Raw genomic sequence first — 16629 nt, 5'->3', positions numbered from 1 at the left:
TAAAAGGAGAAATACTTTATGGTTGAAAAATATGTGCATCACATTTGCATCCAAACGAATACATATGCAGAATCTTTAAATTTTTATACAGATGTAGTAGGTTTTGAACTAGTACAGGAGTCGCCGAATTTCCACAATAGACATTTTAATACATGGTTAAAGCTTGGAACCTTTTATATAGAACTTCAAACTGGGAAATTTGATGAAGAACTTGAAGCATGTAATTCAAATGCGCAAGGTATTGTACATTTTTGTTTATGGGTTGATAATCTTCTTCAAGAAGTAGAACGCTTAAAAGAAATGAACGTTCATTTTATTCGTAAAAATGGTGACATTATTTATAAAGTTGAAAATGGTCAGCTTTGTAAATTAAAAGCACCTGAAGGAACTATTATAGAAATTCGCGATAATAAAGGAATTTAACCTACCGCTTTACTTTTTTACGTTATTGCACGATAAAATATTTTCCACACACGTCCAGGACTCATTATATAAATGAGTCCTGGACTTTTATTTAAATGGTTAATTGTAGCTATCCTAAGTTTTTCACTGCTTATAATCCTCTTATTTTTTGTCCAAACTATAAACATAACTTCTTAAGTCCTCAAAATTACACAGGAATTTCTAAAAGTAGGGATTAAAAAATGAAAAAAAAAATTACGTTACTCGTCAGTTTAACTGCAGTACTAATGCTTTCAGGATGCTGGGATGTCTCTGAACCACAAAGAATGTACTATGTTGACGGTATTGGGGTCGATTTTAAAGATGGTCAATATGAAATATATATGCAAATCATCAATTTTGCTAATGTAGCTAAATCTGAAGCACCTAGTCCTCAAGGACCACAATCAGAGATTGGGTTCGCTAAAGGAAAAACAATGGAAGAAGCCTTTTTTAAATTATATCGCTCCATTGACCAAGAAATATTTTGGGGACATTTGACTTACCTTCTTTTCTCAGAAGATGCATTAAAAAGTGAGAAAGGCATTGCTATTATTGACAGTTTTTTACGTCATCGAGAAACAAGATATCAAATATTAACTTATATTACAAAAGAACCTATTAAAGATATTTTTTTAATCACACCGTTATTAAATAAATCACTAACAGCTTCAAAACTAAGCAACCCATTGCATACAAAAGAGATTGAAACATATGTAGAGCCCGTTGATTTACGAAACTTAGTCATCGCGTTAAATGAACCGAGTCATGAGGTGAATATACCAATTGTCTCAATTAGCAAAAATTGGGAGACTACCGAAAAACCAACTAAAGAAACTGAATTAACAGGTGTCGGAGTAATGTCAAAAGATGGATTTAAAGGCTATCTAGATAACGGGGATGCAAGAGGGATTCAATGGATGTTTCATAAAAAAACTCGTGGAGAAGTAACCTTTAAATTAGACAATAAAGAAAAAGAATACTTAACAGTCGATTTAGAAAAATTAAGTACAGATATAAAACCAATTGTAAAAAACAATGAAGTAACATTTGAAGTTGATATAAAATTTAATGCGATCATTAATGGTTTCAAAGGAAAAATAAACACCGACGAAATAAGAAAAGGTATAATTAAGGCTGTTAAAACAGATATTACAAAAACATATGAAGAGAGCTTAAACATAGATGTTGATGTTTACCGCTTATCCGAGCAGTTATACCGAAAAGACGTGAAAATGTGGAAAAAAATACACAAGGATGGCAAGATACCATTAACAAAAAATACAATAAGTAAATTAAATGTAACCGTAAATAAAGTGAATCCTGGACGAAAAAGTTTTGATGAAACAATAAAAGAATAGCTTTTTTAAACACAATTGTGTCAACTATCCAACGTTGTATTCAATTCAATGAAATAAATTCTCATTAGAACTTTGATTTATCGTACGTTGTGTTATAATGCTGTTGATGGCTAGGCCATTATTAGGGCAAGACCAATTCTGTGCTGTAGCGTTGTCATACGCTACAGCTTTTTGTGTTGTAAAGCAAATTAATTGACGAAAAAAAGTATGCATGCCTTAAATTATTATGCAGAATGCTGATGTGGAAGCACCATTGTTACAACACCTTAGTCTGACGACGATGAACCACTATCACTACAACTAGACGTATCATTAAAACTAGAAGCACTGTCAGAGCAATTGTGTGTATTTGAATTTTCTGCGGAGACAAATGTACTTGTTGAACTATAATCAACATGGGTACCCGAATGATTGGAATGACTTTTTGCTGATCGATCATAATTCGGCGATTCCTTTTTCAAGATGTTGATGACCACCCCTAAAATGATTAATCCCATCATTAGAATAAAAAATCCCATTCTTCTCTCCCCCTTTCTGAAATCAATCCAATTTTTCATCAGATGTGATGAAAAACCATTTTCAGCACACATAAAAAACATCGACTTCTTCTATGGGTTGCTTTCTTGAAGGCGAACATGATCATAATAAAGTTGTTTAATTTGAAGAATAACTTATTAATAATTGTACTCATCATTCAATAGTGTATTTAAAAATATCGATATGGTCGCCTTGTTCATATCTAAAACTGTTTCAATACGCTCCCAGCCTCTATTTTCATAATAAACTGCAGCATTTTCTGTTTTTAAAAACACTTTTGTATACCCTATTTTTTTCATATGTTCTAGCAAAGCTTTGATTAAATAAAAACCTATTTTTTGACTTCGATATGAAGGTTCAACAAATAAAGATGCTAACCAAGGTTTGAATCGAGGTCTTTCGTTCCAATCATTTTCAAATACAGATACTGTTCCTACACATTGACCATCTACCTTTGCTATAAAAGTAATTGGAAATTCATTTACATATGTTCTCTTGAAAAATTCGACAACTTCTACATATGTCTTTTTACTGCTAGTTGGTACAACAAATTCCTTGTAGACCATTTCAGCAACATCTTCTATATGCTGTGGCTTATTTACTAATAAATCAATTTCAATAAATCGGCTCCTCCCTTGTTTCTTAAAACTCGTTCTTTACAACATTGAACCCTAACATTTCAGCTTCTTGACGGTCAAAGCCCTCATCTAAATGCATACACCAAAATATTGGACGTAAATCAGGACGAACTAGCTCGCAAAGTTTTCGTAATGATAAGTGCACATTCCCTTCATAATCAGCTTTACAAGTATCGACGTAAACACAATCGTAAACCTTACTCGATTCATGTGGAGTTCGTAAAGATGCTTTTAGGCTATTTGTATCTCCCGTATAATAGATAAGTTTGTCATCTATACTTAATTCAATGGAATAAGAAGGGATCTCTTTCACATGACTAGATCTTTCGAATAGTACGTTACAAAAATTCAGTGAGTACTGTGTATCTGATTGAAATTTTTTTGTTAAACAATGAACTTCTGGGCTAATACCATTCATGGTCAACAATTCTTCAATTTTCACATCATGAACGGCATAAACAGAAACATTCGGTTTTGCCATTTCGCCATGGCAATAATAGCTATAAAATATAAAATCAGCAAGGCTTCCAACATGATCTGCATGTGTATGAGTGATCAATACATGAATGTGTTCAATACCTTCCAGTAAATTATTTTCCTTTATGCGGTGAAAAATATTGCTACCACAATCAATCAGCAACATCTGATTCCCCGCTTTATAATAAGCTGAATTATTACCTAATTTCGTATTAAACGCACTTCCAGAGCCGATAAATTTCAACATAATGTGAGCACCTCATCTCCATAAAATTAAAGCTAAATTTTAACCTCATGTAAGAAGTCCATACTTGAGGCTATACTGTAAAATTTAGATCAACAGAACTATAAATTACAAATAGTCCCTTTTCAAAATAGAAAAATTAATTAAATCTACATACTTTCCTTTTTCAAATTCATGCTCTCTTAATATACCTTCTTGATAAAAATTTAATTTTTCCAATAATTTAACGGATGATTTATTTTCAGGATCGACTTTTGCTTCTATTTTATTCATGTTCATCTTAGCAAAAGCAAAATGGATGATACTACTTAATGTCTCCTTCATTATGCCCTTTCCCCAGTAAGAAGGAATTAAATCATAACCAATCTCTATACGGTTATGAGCCTTTTCATAATTTAAAAAACCACATGTTCCGATTACTTTTTTAGTTGTAGGTTCTTCTATAAGCCATCGTAAACCACTCTGATCTTCGTAAATTTTTTCATACCAATTCATTTCATTTTTTGAGTCCTCCACTGAATTAAAAGGTTCCAATGGAATGTATTTCACAACATTTTCATCTGAATAAAGCTCCAAAAGATCAAAACAATCACTTTCCTGTGCCTTTCGTAATATAAAACGTTCTGTTGCTAATACGGGGAAATCCGTAAAGTTGAAATGTGCGTTCATAAGTATGCTCCTTTACGTCTAGTAAACTCCTATTTTATAGTACCATATTAAGCAATATAAGGTATTCATTGATATATTAGAGGACCTGCTCAATACGATTTTGAGTAAGGTCCTTCGTTACTAAAAAGTATAGATCATTATTTCACTACCTTAAATTTTGGGGCATGGTAGTTAGTTGAAAAAATTGTCAACTTATAGAACCTAGTTAATATATTATTTACCTTGCTCTCCTGTTATGTTCTTAAATGTTTCCAAAATTTTTTGACGCTCAGCTTCAAAGTCAATAGCTTGTCCTACTTCTTTCTCACTTTCTTTTTGATGACGTTGATGGAACCATTCAGGGACAATCTCTTTATATTTTTGATGAGTAGATCGATTAGTATGCTTTTGTCGTTGTTGTTTTTGAGCGACAAATTGCAGATTGTACGCTTCTACTTCCTCAATGGATGTCACCTTCTTATTACTCCAATCTTGAAGAATCTTTTCTACGTAATTCCAACGAAACACATTGTTTTCTACTGCTAACTTCATAGCATGTATAACAAGGTCTTCTGACAGATGATCAATCCAAAAATTGATTTTGTTAGTGACATGAGCGACAAGAGAACCAAAGCTATTTTGCTCATAAAACTGTAATGCCGTTTGTGTTTTTTGAAGGTTTTCACCTGTGGAATGACCCTTTCTATCATCATCATTATTTTTATTTAGTACATTATTATTGAATGATTTATTATTACTTAGTAGTGGCGGTTTTTCCGGTGACGGATTAACCGTTTTCGGCTTTTTACTATACGGTTCAGCTCTTGGTGTTTCGAACACGAACAGCTCCAATTTCCCGAATTTCCCGTGGTTTGTTCTGACCTGCATCTTATGAATATAGCCCGCTTTCGTTAACTCCTTTATAATGTTAGCCGTGGATTCACGACTGCATTTGCTCTTAGTAGCTAAATTAGAAATACTAAATGACCAATCATCTGGCAATGACAACATATAAGCAAGCAACCCCTTTGCTTTCCAGCTTAAACGAATGTCATTCAAAAATCCTTTGTCTAACACAACAAAATTCTCCTTTTTGTGAACCCTAAATATAGCCATGATACCCCTCCTTGTAAATTCTTTGGGATAAATAAAAAATGAGATTCCTCTCTCATTTATATACAGTTGTTTCACAAAATAAGGGACAAATATTTTCATTAAAATCACTTTAGAAAGCAAAAAAAATAGGACACGCTACAATGGCATGTCCTGTATCTTTACTTTTTTTATAGTCTGTAAACGTTTTATTTATATAATTCTTTATAGACGATTACTTTTAGTGCTAAAATTTCTTCGTCTGTTAATTTACCTTCCATCTCTTGAATGATCTGTTCTTTCGTCATTGAACCATTTTGTACTTTTGTTCTTATATTATTAAGCTCCGAAATGCCAACTTTTTGAATAATTACTTTTGTCGCCTCTTCTTTTGTTGTAAACGGTAACTTGCTACTATCAGCAGTTTTAGCCTCTTCCATAAAAGATTTTAATTGAGGGTCGCTTTCAATCGTATTTTTAATTTCATCCATTTGACCACTTTCCTCTAATTCTGAAGAAATTGTATCAGCGACTTTTTCGGATGCAAACTTCACACCATAATGATAAACCCCATAGCCAATAGCACCGAGGACAATGACAATAACCAGAAGGAATTTAATGAATCTCATATTCTCACGCTCCTTAATTCTACACTTTATCATACTATATAGTGTGGAAAGATGAGAAATGATATCCATTCGACCTTTTTAACAAACCTAAAAGGCTGCGCATGTTCAAATTCGAGATATCTACCTGTCGTTCAAGAGAAACAACAAACAAATAAAATCTCCCGGGTTCATTGTTATGACCGGGAGACTTTGATTTATTTAACATACTTCAAATACTTTTTCACAAAATTTACGATATAAACAACTTCTTCTTCTGAAATAGAAAATCGACTGCTCACTATTCGTAGCTTCGCTGGTGATTTTAATTGTTCAAGCACTTGATCAATCCTCATATATTTACATTTACGAGGATTGACACTATCTCGAATCTGCTTGTATCGAAGGTAGGCATAGCGAGCAAAAGCATTCACCATCTCTCGCTCCTGCTCATCTCGTAGTATTTTGTTCGCAACTTCATCGATCACTTCAGAATCAAAAATCCATTTACCATCTGTAATTTGCATAGTACCACCCCTTTCATTGCGTATAGTTGATGTCAAATATCGCTACACCTTAATAATCTGGCATTTGTTTCTTTTTATAGCTATTAGATGCATAAGAAAAAGCCACACCTAGTTAAATGTGACTCTTTTTGTATTTTGTTTAGTTGATGAACCCCCAGCATCACTCGCCGGCTTTTGTGCTTTATTTCCAGATTGGCCCCTTAAAACTTGAATTTTTCTATATTAAAAGATTATACATATATATTTTTATTAACTAAAATGGAAATATAATGATTCCATAAATAAAAAGGAGGCAACATATGAACAACCAAACCTACGTGGACTGGAGAAGGACATTATCTTAAACTGACGTGGTTAGCAAATAAAAATATTCACGATTACAGCAAAGTAACAAGTGTACATGGAGTTTGTTTTTATAATGGGCATGTTTTGTTAGTTCATGTAGACGGGCGAGGATTTAACTTTCTTGGCGGTCATATAGAAAATGGAGAGACACCAGAAGAAGCATTTCATAAAGAGGCATTTGAAGAAGGCTATGTAAAGGGTCCTATTATTGCATGTATCAACTTAGGAGTTGTTGGTTCATAAATTTTAACCATACCTTTTATTCGAATGGACTTAGTACCAGTAGGAATTGGATTTTGCGGAGTCATGCTATTAGGTATGGGCTTCACTAAATTGGTAGATGAAAAGAATAAAACAAAAGAACAGCTTATTGAGGAAAAGGATGAAAGAAATATTGAATTAAGTCAAAACGCCAAATCAAAAGCATTTGATTTGATGATTAATTTATTCGGTTTCAGTCTTCTAGCACTAGCGATGTTTGGTTATATGAACGAGATTTCTTTTTTCAGTCTTATAGCTCTTTATTTTACCTGCTATACTTATTACTTGTATCGCCTTAAAATTAATAAGGAAATCCTGTAGAAAAAAGTGATGAAAACACAATTTTTAAACATCATCTATAGACTTGATTTTTTAATCTAATTCAGAGGCATTTCACTATACAAACATAGCAACCAAATCATATTAATAGTAGTGTAAAGCTAACTTAGCTTTGCCCTCCTAGTTTGTGGTTTAGGGTCACTTTGGTTCGAGTGACCCTTTTTTACTTCTCTTTCATTGTTATTTTAATTCCCCTAATAATTTTTATTCTTATACTGATAAATATATAAGCATTTTCAAATTTAGTGAGAGTCATCACAGTTTATTATGATGAAATACCTTCGAAACAGCTTACCTTCAGTAATAATTTGGAAAACCCATTTTTGTTTTATTCGTATATTTATTAGTCCTAAAATAAGTGAGGTGCGAAAATGATTGCTGGATATATTATATGTATAGTTCTTGCTTTAATCTTTGTTTTCATGGGTTATCTTACCCATATAAAAAAGAAACTGTGGCTTATTGCGGGTTACCAAGAAGAAAGTTTTTTTGGGGATAAAGATAAACTAGCTAAGCTATTTGGGTTATTCTCATACATAGTAGGTATTGCTACTTTTCTTTTACCTTTTGGTTTAGATTTTTTTGGTATCATTAGCGGTATTATTTATGCCGTTTGTATATGTTTAGGCACAGTAGCAACTTTGATCCTGAAACAAATAATGAATAAACCACTCTAAAAAGAGTCTTTCTTAGGCTCTTTTTATGTTAACCTTAGAATATAGTTTATTAACATAAAAAGGAGTATATGAAATGTTTCGTAAATTACGCCTTTGTTCCCCCATTGTTACTGCTATTTTATTTGTCATCCTTGTATTTATGAATTATTTGGGCTATTGGACAGCAGATAGGTTCATTCAAATTCTATTTTTCTTTATTATGATAGTGTCCGTTTTCAACGCGGGTATTAGAACAGAAGCAATTTTAAAAAGCAGAGGTAAAATCGAATCCTCTAGATAGCGAAGAACTTTCTAGATTTTTTAAATATCCCCTTGAATTAGTCTACATTCAAGGGGATACTTTTTTGTGTACTGTAGCACAAATTTTTCCAACTTTTTGCTCGTCATTCCATCGCTTTTCTTTTATCTTGCCTAACGATGAAGAACATGTAAAAGCTGGATAATAAAATGATAATGACTATTACTGCCAAGAAATATGTATCTTTCATCTTAAACAAAAATAAATTCAATGAATTTAATAATCCAGCTAACATCAAGAATAACCAATAGTTATTTTTTCTTTTTGATTGATCCCCATTTCTAAGATAACTAGCAGAAAGCCAAATAAAAAAAGGTAAGTAACATACAATTGAAAAAGTTAGTATGGCCCATCCGATAAATGGCATAGTACATTCACCTCCGAAAATCTTCCTTATTATATACGGTTGAAATTTGTAATGGTTTCAATTTTATTATTCTATAAAAATGATTTTTTCTCAAAATGTCATAAGTAACGTGCTCTACTTTCTAAAAAACCTCAAAAAACCGAGAAACCTTTAACGTTGGTGTTCCTTTTTCTGGAGTAATTCCTCATAATAAATTTTCCTATTTTTAAAACGAAATTGAGTAAAATCTAGATGAATACCTCCCCTCCTTTCTACACATGAACATATTATAGATTGTAGAAGGGAGGGATATTTTATGGGATACTACCAAGGTGGAAATTATGGTAACTGTGGCTGTTACGGAGGATATGGCGGCGGTGGTTACGGCGGTTACGGCTGCGGTGGTGGCGGCGGTTACGGCGGCGGCTCAGCATTCGCCCTAATTGTTGTCCTCTTTATTCTTTTAATTATTGTCGGAGCAACATTCATGAGTTATTAATGAAGTCTTTTACTACTATTCAGATTTTTAATAATATAAGTTAATGCTAATTATCATTGTTACATTCAATCATTCCATACTCTCTATTGCTAAATAACATCAATAGTAATAGTAGGATAACTTACCAGCCTAACATACTACAGTTAAATCAAAAAGGTCACTTTTGTCCGAGTGACCTTTTATTATTGATTTCACCTTCATATACTTAAGGTACACAAAAATCTTAATCATTTATTTAAATAATAAAATAAAACCGCAACAATAATATTTGGTAAAGCAATGTATAAGGAATTTATCGTAATTTTATGCCGTTCGTCTCGATGTTCTGTAGTTTCGGTAGCAAAGTTTGCCCTCATTCGATCCCCACTTGCCATGGACCCTGAAAAAACCATTGAAATTACAATAAAAATACAGCCAACTGTTCCTGGGACTACATACATCTTTTCCATTCCCCACAAAATCTTCGATATGAAAACACTACAAAGTGATAAGAAAACACCAATTGATAAATATTTCACCCAATCCCCCCTACCTTTATTTTACGCATAGTTACCCTCTTTTGTTTCTCTATAAGGGAATTTTTTATTGAACTAGGATCTATGTATTATTCGAGAACATAAAGCGACTTGCAAATTTGGGTAGAGCCTGTAACTTCACTATAAATTGATAAATGAAAAACACTATACAATCATCATCGTCGATGAAAGTATAGCGTTTTCTAATTCAGTATATCGTTGTTATTTAACGAAAATTTCTTCAATTTGGTCAAGCATAATATCTGCTGCAAGGATGCCGCCAGCTGTGTTCCAAATTACATCATCAACTTTATGGACATTCCCTTTTTGTACTGCACTTAAGTTTTTCCAAAGTGGATCTTCTGTCCATTCTTTTTCAGTAGCTAATGCTGTATCATCACCTGTTGGCATGTAAGTAAAGTAGAAAAGTACATCTCCGTCCATTTTAGGAATTACTTCTTTTCCTACCTCAACAGCTAATTTTCCTAATTTTGCATTATCTTTAAATAGTTCCGCTTGCTCTGGTACACGTTTAAATCCTAATGAATCAAAAATAACGCCTGAGAATGAATCTGTATAGTAGATTCGAGATTTATCAGCCATAAAGCGTACGAATGACACCTCTTGATTCGTTTTATCGCCAAGCTTTTCTTTTACAGTTTGAACTTTATCATTATATTCTTTTAAAACTTCTTCGCCTTTAGCTTCTTGATTTACCGCTTTTGAATAAAGTTTAAAGTTGTCTTGCCAATCACCGCGTAATGTCTCTGCGAAGACTGTCGGAGCAATTTTGCTTAATTTTGCATAGTCTTTCTCTTGTCTTATTTTATTTCCAATGATTAAATCTGGTTTTAAAGAAGCAATTTTTTCAATATTAACTTCACTCTCAACCCCAACAACTTCTACACCTTCCAACTGATCCTTTAAATGGTCATACCAAGGATTACCTGAAAATGCTTGTACAGCCCCTACTGGTTTAACACCTAAAGCAAGAAGTGCTTCTGTCCCTTCGTTTGTTAAAACGACAACTCGTTTTGGTGTGTTTTTAATTTCAGTTGTCCCCATTGCATGTTCGACACTGTAAGCATTACTCTTAGTTGAACTTTCCTCTTTCGTGTTTTCCTTGTTATTGCCACATGCAGCTAAAACAAATACAGCGACAACAGCAAGTAAAACTAGTAGTTTTTGGAATGCTTTTTGCATCTTTTCTTCCCCCAATGTATATGATAGAATGTTTAAGCAGATTTAACGATAATGAGAATCAATTTCATCTACTCGAGAACGAAATTAATCATATTGTAAGAATCTATCATTGTCAATAATTTTTTTACTTATATGTAAGCACATACTATTGAAAGAAGAGTACAACTTTATATGATTTTAAAAGATAATTTTTCAAAAACAATTGCTTTAATTGTAGGAACACTTCTCCTACTCCTTTGTGTGGGGATAAGTATTGTATACGGCTATGCAAATACGTCCATTCAAACTACGATTGACTCTTTTACACAGTTTAATCATTCTAACGAGCATATTATTATACAAAATGTCCGTATTCCTAGGGCTCTAATCGCTGCTTGTGTGGGTGCTTCCTTAGCTATTACAGGCGTGCTCATGCAGACGTTAACGAAAAATCCTTTAGCATCACCAGGAATATTAGGAATTAATGCAGGAGCTGGCTTTGCGGTAGTTTTTGCTATGATTTTCTTCCATGTGTCAAGTTTACAAGCCTTTGCATGGATTGCATTTTTAGGCGCTGCAATAGCCGCTCTATCTGTTTATGCTATTAGCTCTGCTGGACGAGACGCGGTAACGCCAGTCAAAATAACGTTAGCAGGTGCCGCTATCAGTGCATTATTTGCTTCTTTTACGCAAGGATTACTTGCAACAAACGAAGCAGCACTCGAACAAGTATTGTTTTGGTTAGCTGGTTCCGTGCAAGGCAGAAAGCTTGAAATTCTTTTATCTGTATTACCTTATTTAGTAATTGGATGGATTGGTGCTCTATTAATCTCATCTAAAATGAATATACTTGCTCTTGGGGACGATGTAGCGAGAGGCCTTGGATTACCTTTAGGCTTAATGAAGTTAATGGTAGGTATAATTGTCATTTTATTAGCAGGTGGTTCAGTTGCGATAGCTGGTCCTATAGGGTTTGTCGGGATTGTAGTACCCCATTTTGCGCGGAAGTTTGTTGGCACAGATCATCGTTGGCTCATTCCAATGGCTGCACTATTAGGTGGTATTCTTTTACTAATAGCCGATGTGGGAGCCCGCTATATCATTATGCCTCAAGAAGTACCAGTAGGCGTAATGACAGCGATGATTGGTACCCCATTCTTTATTTTCCTTGCGCGAAAAGGTGGAAAAAAATAATGAAACAGTTAAAAACAGTACGTTTACTACAAAATAAAATCTCGTTTTTACTTGATGTTAAAGCTTCTAAAAAACTTACGTTTATTAGCATCATTACATTAGCCGTTTTTTTCTTTAGTGCCTCATTTGGTGATTCGTTTATAAATCCTTTTACGGTGATCCAAACTTTGTTCGGCAAAGGTTCTGAGTTCGATCAATTAATTATTGTTGATTTCAGAATGCCTAGAATTTTACTTGCTGCTTTTGCTGGAATGGCTTTAGCAGTGGCGGGCGCTATATTACAAGGAATTATTAAAAACCCACTAGCCTCCCCTGATATTATAGGAATTTCTGCAGGTGGCGGAGCGGTGGTCGTTGGTTTTTTAGCTATGTTTAGTGATTCCAATCATTCTTTAACAGTTAGTATTGAATGGTTACCCCTCGCAGGTTTTATCGGAGCAACCATTGTTGGACTTATTGTTTACGTATTTGCTTGGAAAGATGGTGTGACACCTACCCGTCTTGTGTTAATTGGTATCGGAGTCTCTGCATTTATGCAGGCCATTACGACGATGTTAATGATTATTGGTCCCATCTATCAAGCTAGTGAAGCCAATAAGTGGATTACAGGGAGCGTCAAAAGTGCTGATTGGAATCAAGTTCAAATTGTAGTTCCATTAATACTAGTCCTTCTACTTATCACATTTTTTATTACTAGACAGTTAAATGTCCAAGAATTGGGCGATGATACGGCTGCTAGTTTAGGACAGTCTGTACAAAAGGCACGACTCTTTCTAATAATTTTGAGCTCAAGTCTAGTCGCTAGTGCTATTGCGTTTGCAGGAGCGATAGGATTTGTCGGCTTAATGGCACCACATATTGCGAGACGCATTGTAGGGCCTTCATTCGGTGTATTAATTCCTACATCTGCTGCAATTGGCGCATTACTTGTAATGATTGCAGACATTATCGGACGAACAGCATTTAGTCCTTTAGAAGTACCAGCGGGTGTGTTTACGGCTGCTATTGGTGCTCCTTATTTCATTTATTTATTATTTAGAAACCCTAGAAAATAAAGGAGTCAAATTCATGACTACAACTTTAGAAACTAAATCACTTACATTAAATTATGGTGATTCCAATATCATTGAAAATCTGAATTTATCTATTCCAATGAATGAAATTACTGTGCTAATTGGCGCCAATGGTTGCGGAAAATCTACACTGTTACGCTCCATTGCTCGATTATTAAAGCCTAAAAATGGCTCTGTATTATTAGATGGTCAAGATATCTTTAAATTATCGACTAAACAAGTAGCTAAAAAACTTTCTATTCTTCCGCAATCACCAGTTGCACCAGAGGGATTAACAGTACTACAGCTTGTTAAGCAAGGTCGTTACCCACATCAAATCTGGCGCAAGCAATGGACAGAAAAAGATGAAGAAATAGTGTTAAACGCTCTAAAAGCAACAGGTGTAGATCATTTACAGGATAAACCGGTGGACGAGCTTTCAGGCGGTCAACGACAACGTGCTTGGATTGCCATGACACTTGCACAGGATACAGATATTATCCTCTTAGACGAACCAACTACTTACTTAGATTTAACACATCAAATAGAAATTTTAGATTTATTATTTGAATTAAATCAACAGCAAAAACGAACAATTATTATGGTTTTACACGATATTAACTTAGCATGTCGATATGCTGACCACATCATAACGGTTCGAGACCAAGGCGTATTCCAGCAAGGAAGACCTGAAGAAATCATGACGACGACGTTGGTAAAGCATGTTTTTGATCTAGATTGTCAAATGACGAATGATCCTATTTTTGGCACACCATTATGTATTCCTTTTGGTAAAGGGCGTAAAATCTCTTATTCATAAAAATGAGACATTCCTAGTGCTTCATTAACATTTAAAAACACGTAACCCCCTCATTAGTACAAGATACTAAGAGTTACGTGTTTTTTTATTCTATACATGAACGGCTAGTAGTGACGATTTATTTCTTCTCAATGAATAAGCCTATCCAAGTCAGGAAAAGGCATGAGGGCTTACTGAAAGCTTCGTAATTATTTATACATTCCCTAAATATTCCACAACTAGCTCTTCCTCCTTGATATCCTTATCCAACGAGACCTTATAGGCTTTACCATTTGGTTTTGAACTAACGATTTTATGAATTTCTTGATTGATAAAATGGACGGCTACTCCATCATCTGCGGCAATTCCAGCTGAGAGTTTACTCGCTTTCACCAAATTATGATAGGCTGGTCTTCGATTGATTTCTCCATCATAATGAGGGCAATTACTACCTGGAAGAAACCCTAAACATTCTATCGGCTCTAACTCTCCCCCGAATGAATCTGTTATTCCTTCCTCAAACCAACAAATTGACCCAGCACTAATGCCTGTTAATAGGATTCCCTCATGCCAAGCAGTTTTAAAAATGCTATCTAACGACCATTCCTTCCATAAAGCTAACAGGTTTTTAGTATTTCCTCCCCCGACATAAATGATATCCTTTTCCATAATAAAACTTTCTAAATCTCGCGTTGGTGGTGAAAAAAGGATAAGTGGGACGGTGTGCATTGTTGTGAATTAAAGAAAGAATAAAATCTTGCAATATAGTTTTCTGAGTCTCCACTTGCCGTTGGAACAAAGCAAATTTTAGGATTAACTTTGTTAGACTGCTGTAAAATATATGTATCTAATAAAGGATTATGAGGCTCCATAGAAAAGCCTCCTCCCCCTAATGCAATAATTTGTTTCATTTCTTCCCACTTCCGTTCCGTTTTAGTTTTTGAAAATACTGAACTTAATTATACAACGCCGCTTATTTTTATGCCGTTTTTTTACAACAAAATATTAATTGAGGTTAAAACTAATGCTTTAATTTTTGCATTTTTAGCTGTATACAAAATGTAAGCAAATAACGCTGCACATTCCAAACCATTATGTTATATTACCGGGAAGGAGTATGATTATTTTGATAATAAAGGTAGAGAAGAAGATTTTTTGAATCGCTTTATGTAATGTTCGAAAATATTTTTCCAACTACTATAGAAAAAATAAATTATTTCATCGAAAAGAATTTATAATTGAAAATTAAACAAAGGAGTATTTTTTATGGCCACTATAGAAGACTTCATGAATCTTGATATTAGAATTGGTACTGTGATCCAAGCTGAGGAACTTCCGAAAGCAAGGGTACCTGCCATTAAAATGAAAATTGATTTTGGGGAAGAAATCGGCATCAAGCAATCTTCTGCTCAAATTACTAAACACTATACACCTGAAGGAATTATTCATAAGCAAGTAGTAGCAATCGTTAATTTCCCTCCCCGTCGTGTAGCTGGCTTTAAATCAGAAGTTTTAGTGATTGGGGGCGTTCCGGTAGAAGGCGATGTGATTTTATTAACGCCTGAACAACCTGTACCAAACGGAACTAAAATTAGTTAAGTCGAGGATTTGGTGATAGTGGTATCCTATCAAAAATGCCTCATACAATTGCGACCTGAATCGGCTTTTTGCTAGACCGACACGATTTTGATAATGCCACAGGTAGTGCCGCACTTTGACTGAGTTCCTCTACTTCACCGGGTGTTTGGACACGTGCTGTAATAAGTTTAAAAAAAATCTAGTTTGCAGGCACAAAACTAACTTTAATTGCTTCTACATCATATAAATAGTAGTGTAAAGCTAATTTAGTCTTACACCTCCTGACTTGATACTAAGGGTCACTACTATTGTGGTGGTCCTTTTTTGTTTCATCCATTGCCATGTGTTACAATTTTTGTTACATAAAACTGTAAAAACAAATCCCCTAATTTGGGAGGAAATTAAAAAATGAAATTTTATATAGATTGGTGCTATATCGTTAAAATCTTCAAATAAAGAATAGAAAGGAGCGTGATACATGAAGAGAAAAAGGAGAGAACATTATGAAAAACAGACAAGCAACAACTAATGACTATGAAACTATTATAAATCTTTGGGATAGATCCGTCATCAATACCCATCATTTTTTAAGTGTCAAAGATAAGGAAGACATTAAAAAGGAAATCCCTATGTATTTCCCACATCTTGATGTAAGACTTTGGTTTGTAGAAAATAAATTGATAGGTTTTTCAGGTACCAATCATCAGCATTTAGAAATGCTATTTTTAGAACCTGCTGAAATTGGAAAAGGTTATGGAAAACAAATAATGCAACAACTTATTAGAGATTTTAATGTACGGTCTGTTGATGTTAATAAAGACAATGAAAACGCAAAGATGTTTTATTTGAAAAATGGTTTCACAATTGTCAGTGAAGATCCAACAGATAGTTCAGGTCGCCCTTATCCAATAGTACATTTAAGATTGAATTAGATACGAGAGGCCCCCTCTACTTTTATCAAATAAGTTAATTTG

The 16629-nt window shown here is 34.0% G+C and carries 20 protein-coding genes and 1 pseudogene; 12 read left to right on the top strand and 9 right to left on the bottom strand.

Annotated elements, in window-relative coordinates:
• Positions 1-18: 18 nt before the first annotated feature.
• Both AC3WSO_RS11200 and AC3WSO_RS11195 read left to right on the top strand, forming a co-directional pair.
• Entirely contained in the window at positions 19-423 is a 405-nt protein-coding gene (locus tag AC3WSO_RS11200) for a VOC family protein (RefSeq protein ID WP_492530783.1), read from the top strand.
• Between the two features lie 221 nt (positions 424-644).
• Positions 645-1802: a Ger(x)C family spore germination protein gene (locus AC3WSO_RS11195; RefSeq protein WP_492530781.1), complete on the top strand. Its 1158-nt coding sequence runs from the start codon at positions 645-647 to the stop codon at positions 1800-1802.
• A gap of 674 nt (positions 1803-2476) precedes the next feature.
• Here the strand turns inward: AC3WSO_RS11195 and AC3WSO_RS11190 are convergent.
• From AC3WSO_RS11190 to AC3WSO_RS11165, 6 genes are all read right to left on the bottom strand, one after another.
• Positions 2477-2905, bottom strand: a complete 429-nt coding sequence (locus tag AC3WSO_RS11190) for a GNAT family N-acetyltransferase (RefSeq protein WP_492530779.1) — start codon at positions 2903-2905, stop codon at positions 2477-2479.
• A gap of 76 nt (positions 2906-2981) precedes the next feature.
• A complete protein-coding gene (locus AC3WSO_RS11185; RefSeq protein ID WP_492530777.1) occupies positions 2982-3701 on the bottom strand; it encodes an MBL fold metallo-hydrolase in 720 nt (239 codons plus the stop codon).
• A gap of 105 nt (positions 3702-3806) precedes the next feature.
• Positions 3807-4367 (bottom strand): GNAT family N-acetyltransferase, encoded by a 561-nt coding sequence (locus AC3WSO_RS11180; RefSeq protein WP_492530776.1) that lies wholly within the window; start codon positions 4365-4367, stop codon positions 3807-3809.
• A gap of 213 nt (positions 4368-4580) precedes the next feature.
• The gene (locus tag AC3WSO_RS11175; protein WP_492530774.1) at positions 4581-5462 is read right to left on the bottom strand and encodes a DnaD domain protein; all 882 of its coding nucleotides are present in this window, start codon (positions 5460-5462) and stop codon (positions 4581-4583) included.
• 185 nt (positions 5463-5647) lie between these two features.
• Positions 5648-6067 (bottom strand): hypothetical protein, encoded by a 420-nt coding sequence (locus AC3WSO_RS11170; RefSeq protein ID WP_492530772.1) that lies wholly within the window; start codon positions 6065-6067, stop codon positions 5648-5650.
• 194 nt (positions 6068-6261) lie between these two features.
• Entirely contained in the window at positions 6262-6606 is a 345-nt protein-coding gene (locus tag AC3WSO_RS11165) for a hypothetical protein (RefSeq protein WP_492530770.1), read from the bottom strand.
• 309 nt (positions 6607-6915) lie between these two features.
• Here AC3WSO_RS11165 and AC3WSO_RS11160 point away from each other — a divergent pair, with 309 nt between their 5' ends.
• The 5 genes from AC3WSO_RS11160 (at position 6916) to yjcZ (ending at position 9335) form a co-directional block, all read left to right on the top strand.
• The gene (locus tag AC3WSO_RS11160; RefSeq protein WP_492534326.1) at positions 6916-7158 is read left to right on the top strand and encodes an NUDIX domain-containing protein; all 243 of its coding nucleotides are present in this window, start codon (positions 6916-6918) and stop codon (positions 7156-7158) included.
• Positions 7159-7221: 63 nt separating this feature from the next.
• A complete protein-coding gene (locus AC3WSO_RS11155; protein WP_492530769.1) occupies positions 7222-7497 on the top strand; it encodes a hypothetical protein in 276 nt (91 codons plus the stop codon).
• Between the two features lie 389 nt (positions 7498-7886).
• Positions 7887-8192: a DUF3784 domain-containing protein gene (locus AC3WSO_RS11150; RefSeq protein ID WP_492530767.1), complete on the top strand. Its 306-nt coding sequence runs from the start codon at positions 7887-7889 to the stop codon at positions 8190-8192.
• Between the two features lie 73 nt (positions 8193-8265).
• Positions 8266-8472 carry a hypothetical protein gene (locus tag AC3WSO_RS11145; RefSeq protein ID WP_492530765.1) on the top strand — a complete coding sequence of 69 codons (207 nt, stop codon included), beginning with the start codon at positions 8266-8268 and terminating at the stop codon, positions 8470-8472.
• 680 nt (positions 8473-9152) lie between these two features.
• Positions 9153-9335 carry a sporulation protein YjcZ gene (gene yjcZ, locus AC3WSO_RS11140; RefSeq protein ID WP_492530763.1) on the top strand — a complete coding sequence of 61 codons (183 nt, stop codon included), beginning with the start codon at positions 9153-9155 and terminating at the stop codon, positions 9333-9335.
• Between the two features lie 227 nt (positions 9336-9562).
• Here yjcZ and AC3WSO_RS11135 read toward each other — a convergent pair whose 3' ends face one another.
• Both AC3WSO_RS11135 and AC3WSO_RS11130 read right to left on the bottom strand, forming a co-directional pair.
• Entirely contained in the window at positions 9563-9853 is a 291-nt protein-coding gene (locus AC3WSO_RS11135) for a DUF5316 domain-containing protein (protein ID WP_492530761.1), read from the bottom strand.
• Positions 9854-10072: 219 nt separating this feature from the next.
• Positions 10073-11053 carry an ABC transporter substrate-binding protein gene (locus tag AC3WSO_RS11130; protein WP_492530759.1) on the bottom strand — a complete coding sequence of 327 codons (981 nt, stop codon included), beginning with the start codon at positions 11051-11053 and terminating at the stop codon, positions 10073-10075.
• A gap of 171 nt (positions 11054-11224) precedes the next feature.
• Between AC3WSO_RS11130 and AC3WSO_RS11125 the strand changes: the two genes are divergently transcribed.
• From AC3WSO_RS11125 to AC3WSO_RS11115, 3 genes are read left to right on the top strand one after another with little or no spacing between them, the layout of a single operon-like run.
• Positions 11225-12226, top strand: a complete 1002-nt coding sequence (locus tag AC3WSO_RS11125; RefSeq protein WP_492530757.1) for a FecCD family ABC transporter permease — start codon at positions 11225-11227, stop codon at positions 12224-12226.
• Entirely contained in the window at positions 12226-13281 is a 1056-nt protein-coding gene (locus AC3WSO_RS11120; RefSeq protein ID WP_492530756.1) for a FecCD family ABC transporter permease, read from the top strand. The genes AC3WSO_RS11125 and AC3WSO_RS11120 overlap by 1 nt, the downstream gene beginning before the upstream one ends.
• 13 nt (positions 13282-13294) lie before the next feature.
• Positions 13295-14098 carry an ABC transporter ATP-binding protein gene (locus AC3WSO_RS11115; protein WP_492530754.1) on the top strand — a complete coding sequence of 268 codons (804 nt, stop codon included), beginning with the start codon at positions 13295-13297 and terminating at the stop codon, positions 14096-14098.
• Between the two features lie 192 nt (positions 14099-14290).
• On the opposite strand, the pseudogene AC3WSO_RS11110 reads toward AC3WSO_RS11115, so the two are convergent.
• Positions 14291-14988, bottom strand: a pseudogene (locus tag AC3WSO_RS11110) (Type 1 glutamine amidotransferase-like domain-containing protein).
• Positions 14989-15343: 355 nt separating this feature from the next.
• Here AC3WSO_RS11110 and csaA point away from each other — a divergent pair.
• Positions 15344-15676: a chaperone CsaA gene (csaA, locus tag AC3WSO_RS11105; protein WP_492530753.1), complete on the top strand. Its 333-nt coding sequence runs from the start codon at positions 15344-15346 to the stop codon at positions 15674-15676.
• A 482-nt stretch (positions 15677-16158) separates the two neighbouring features.
• Complete coding sequence (locus AC3WSO_RS11100; protein ID WP_492530751.1) at positions 16159-16587, top strand: GNAT family N-acetyltransferase; 429 nt, start codon at positions 16159-16161, stop codon at positions 16585-16587.
• Positions 16588-16629: the final 42 nt, after the last annotated feature.

This window comes from Lysinibacillus sp. EB106-09-02-XG168, assembly GCF_058791475.1.
Note: the sequence above shows the minus strand (reverse complement) of the source record. Positions and strands in the feature narration are given on the sequence as shown.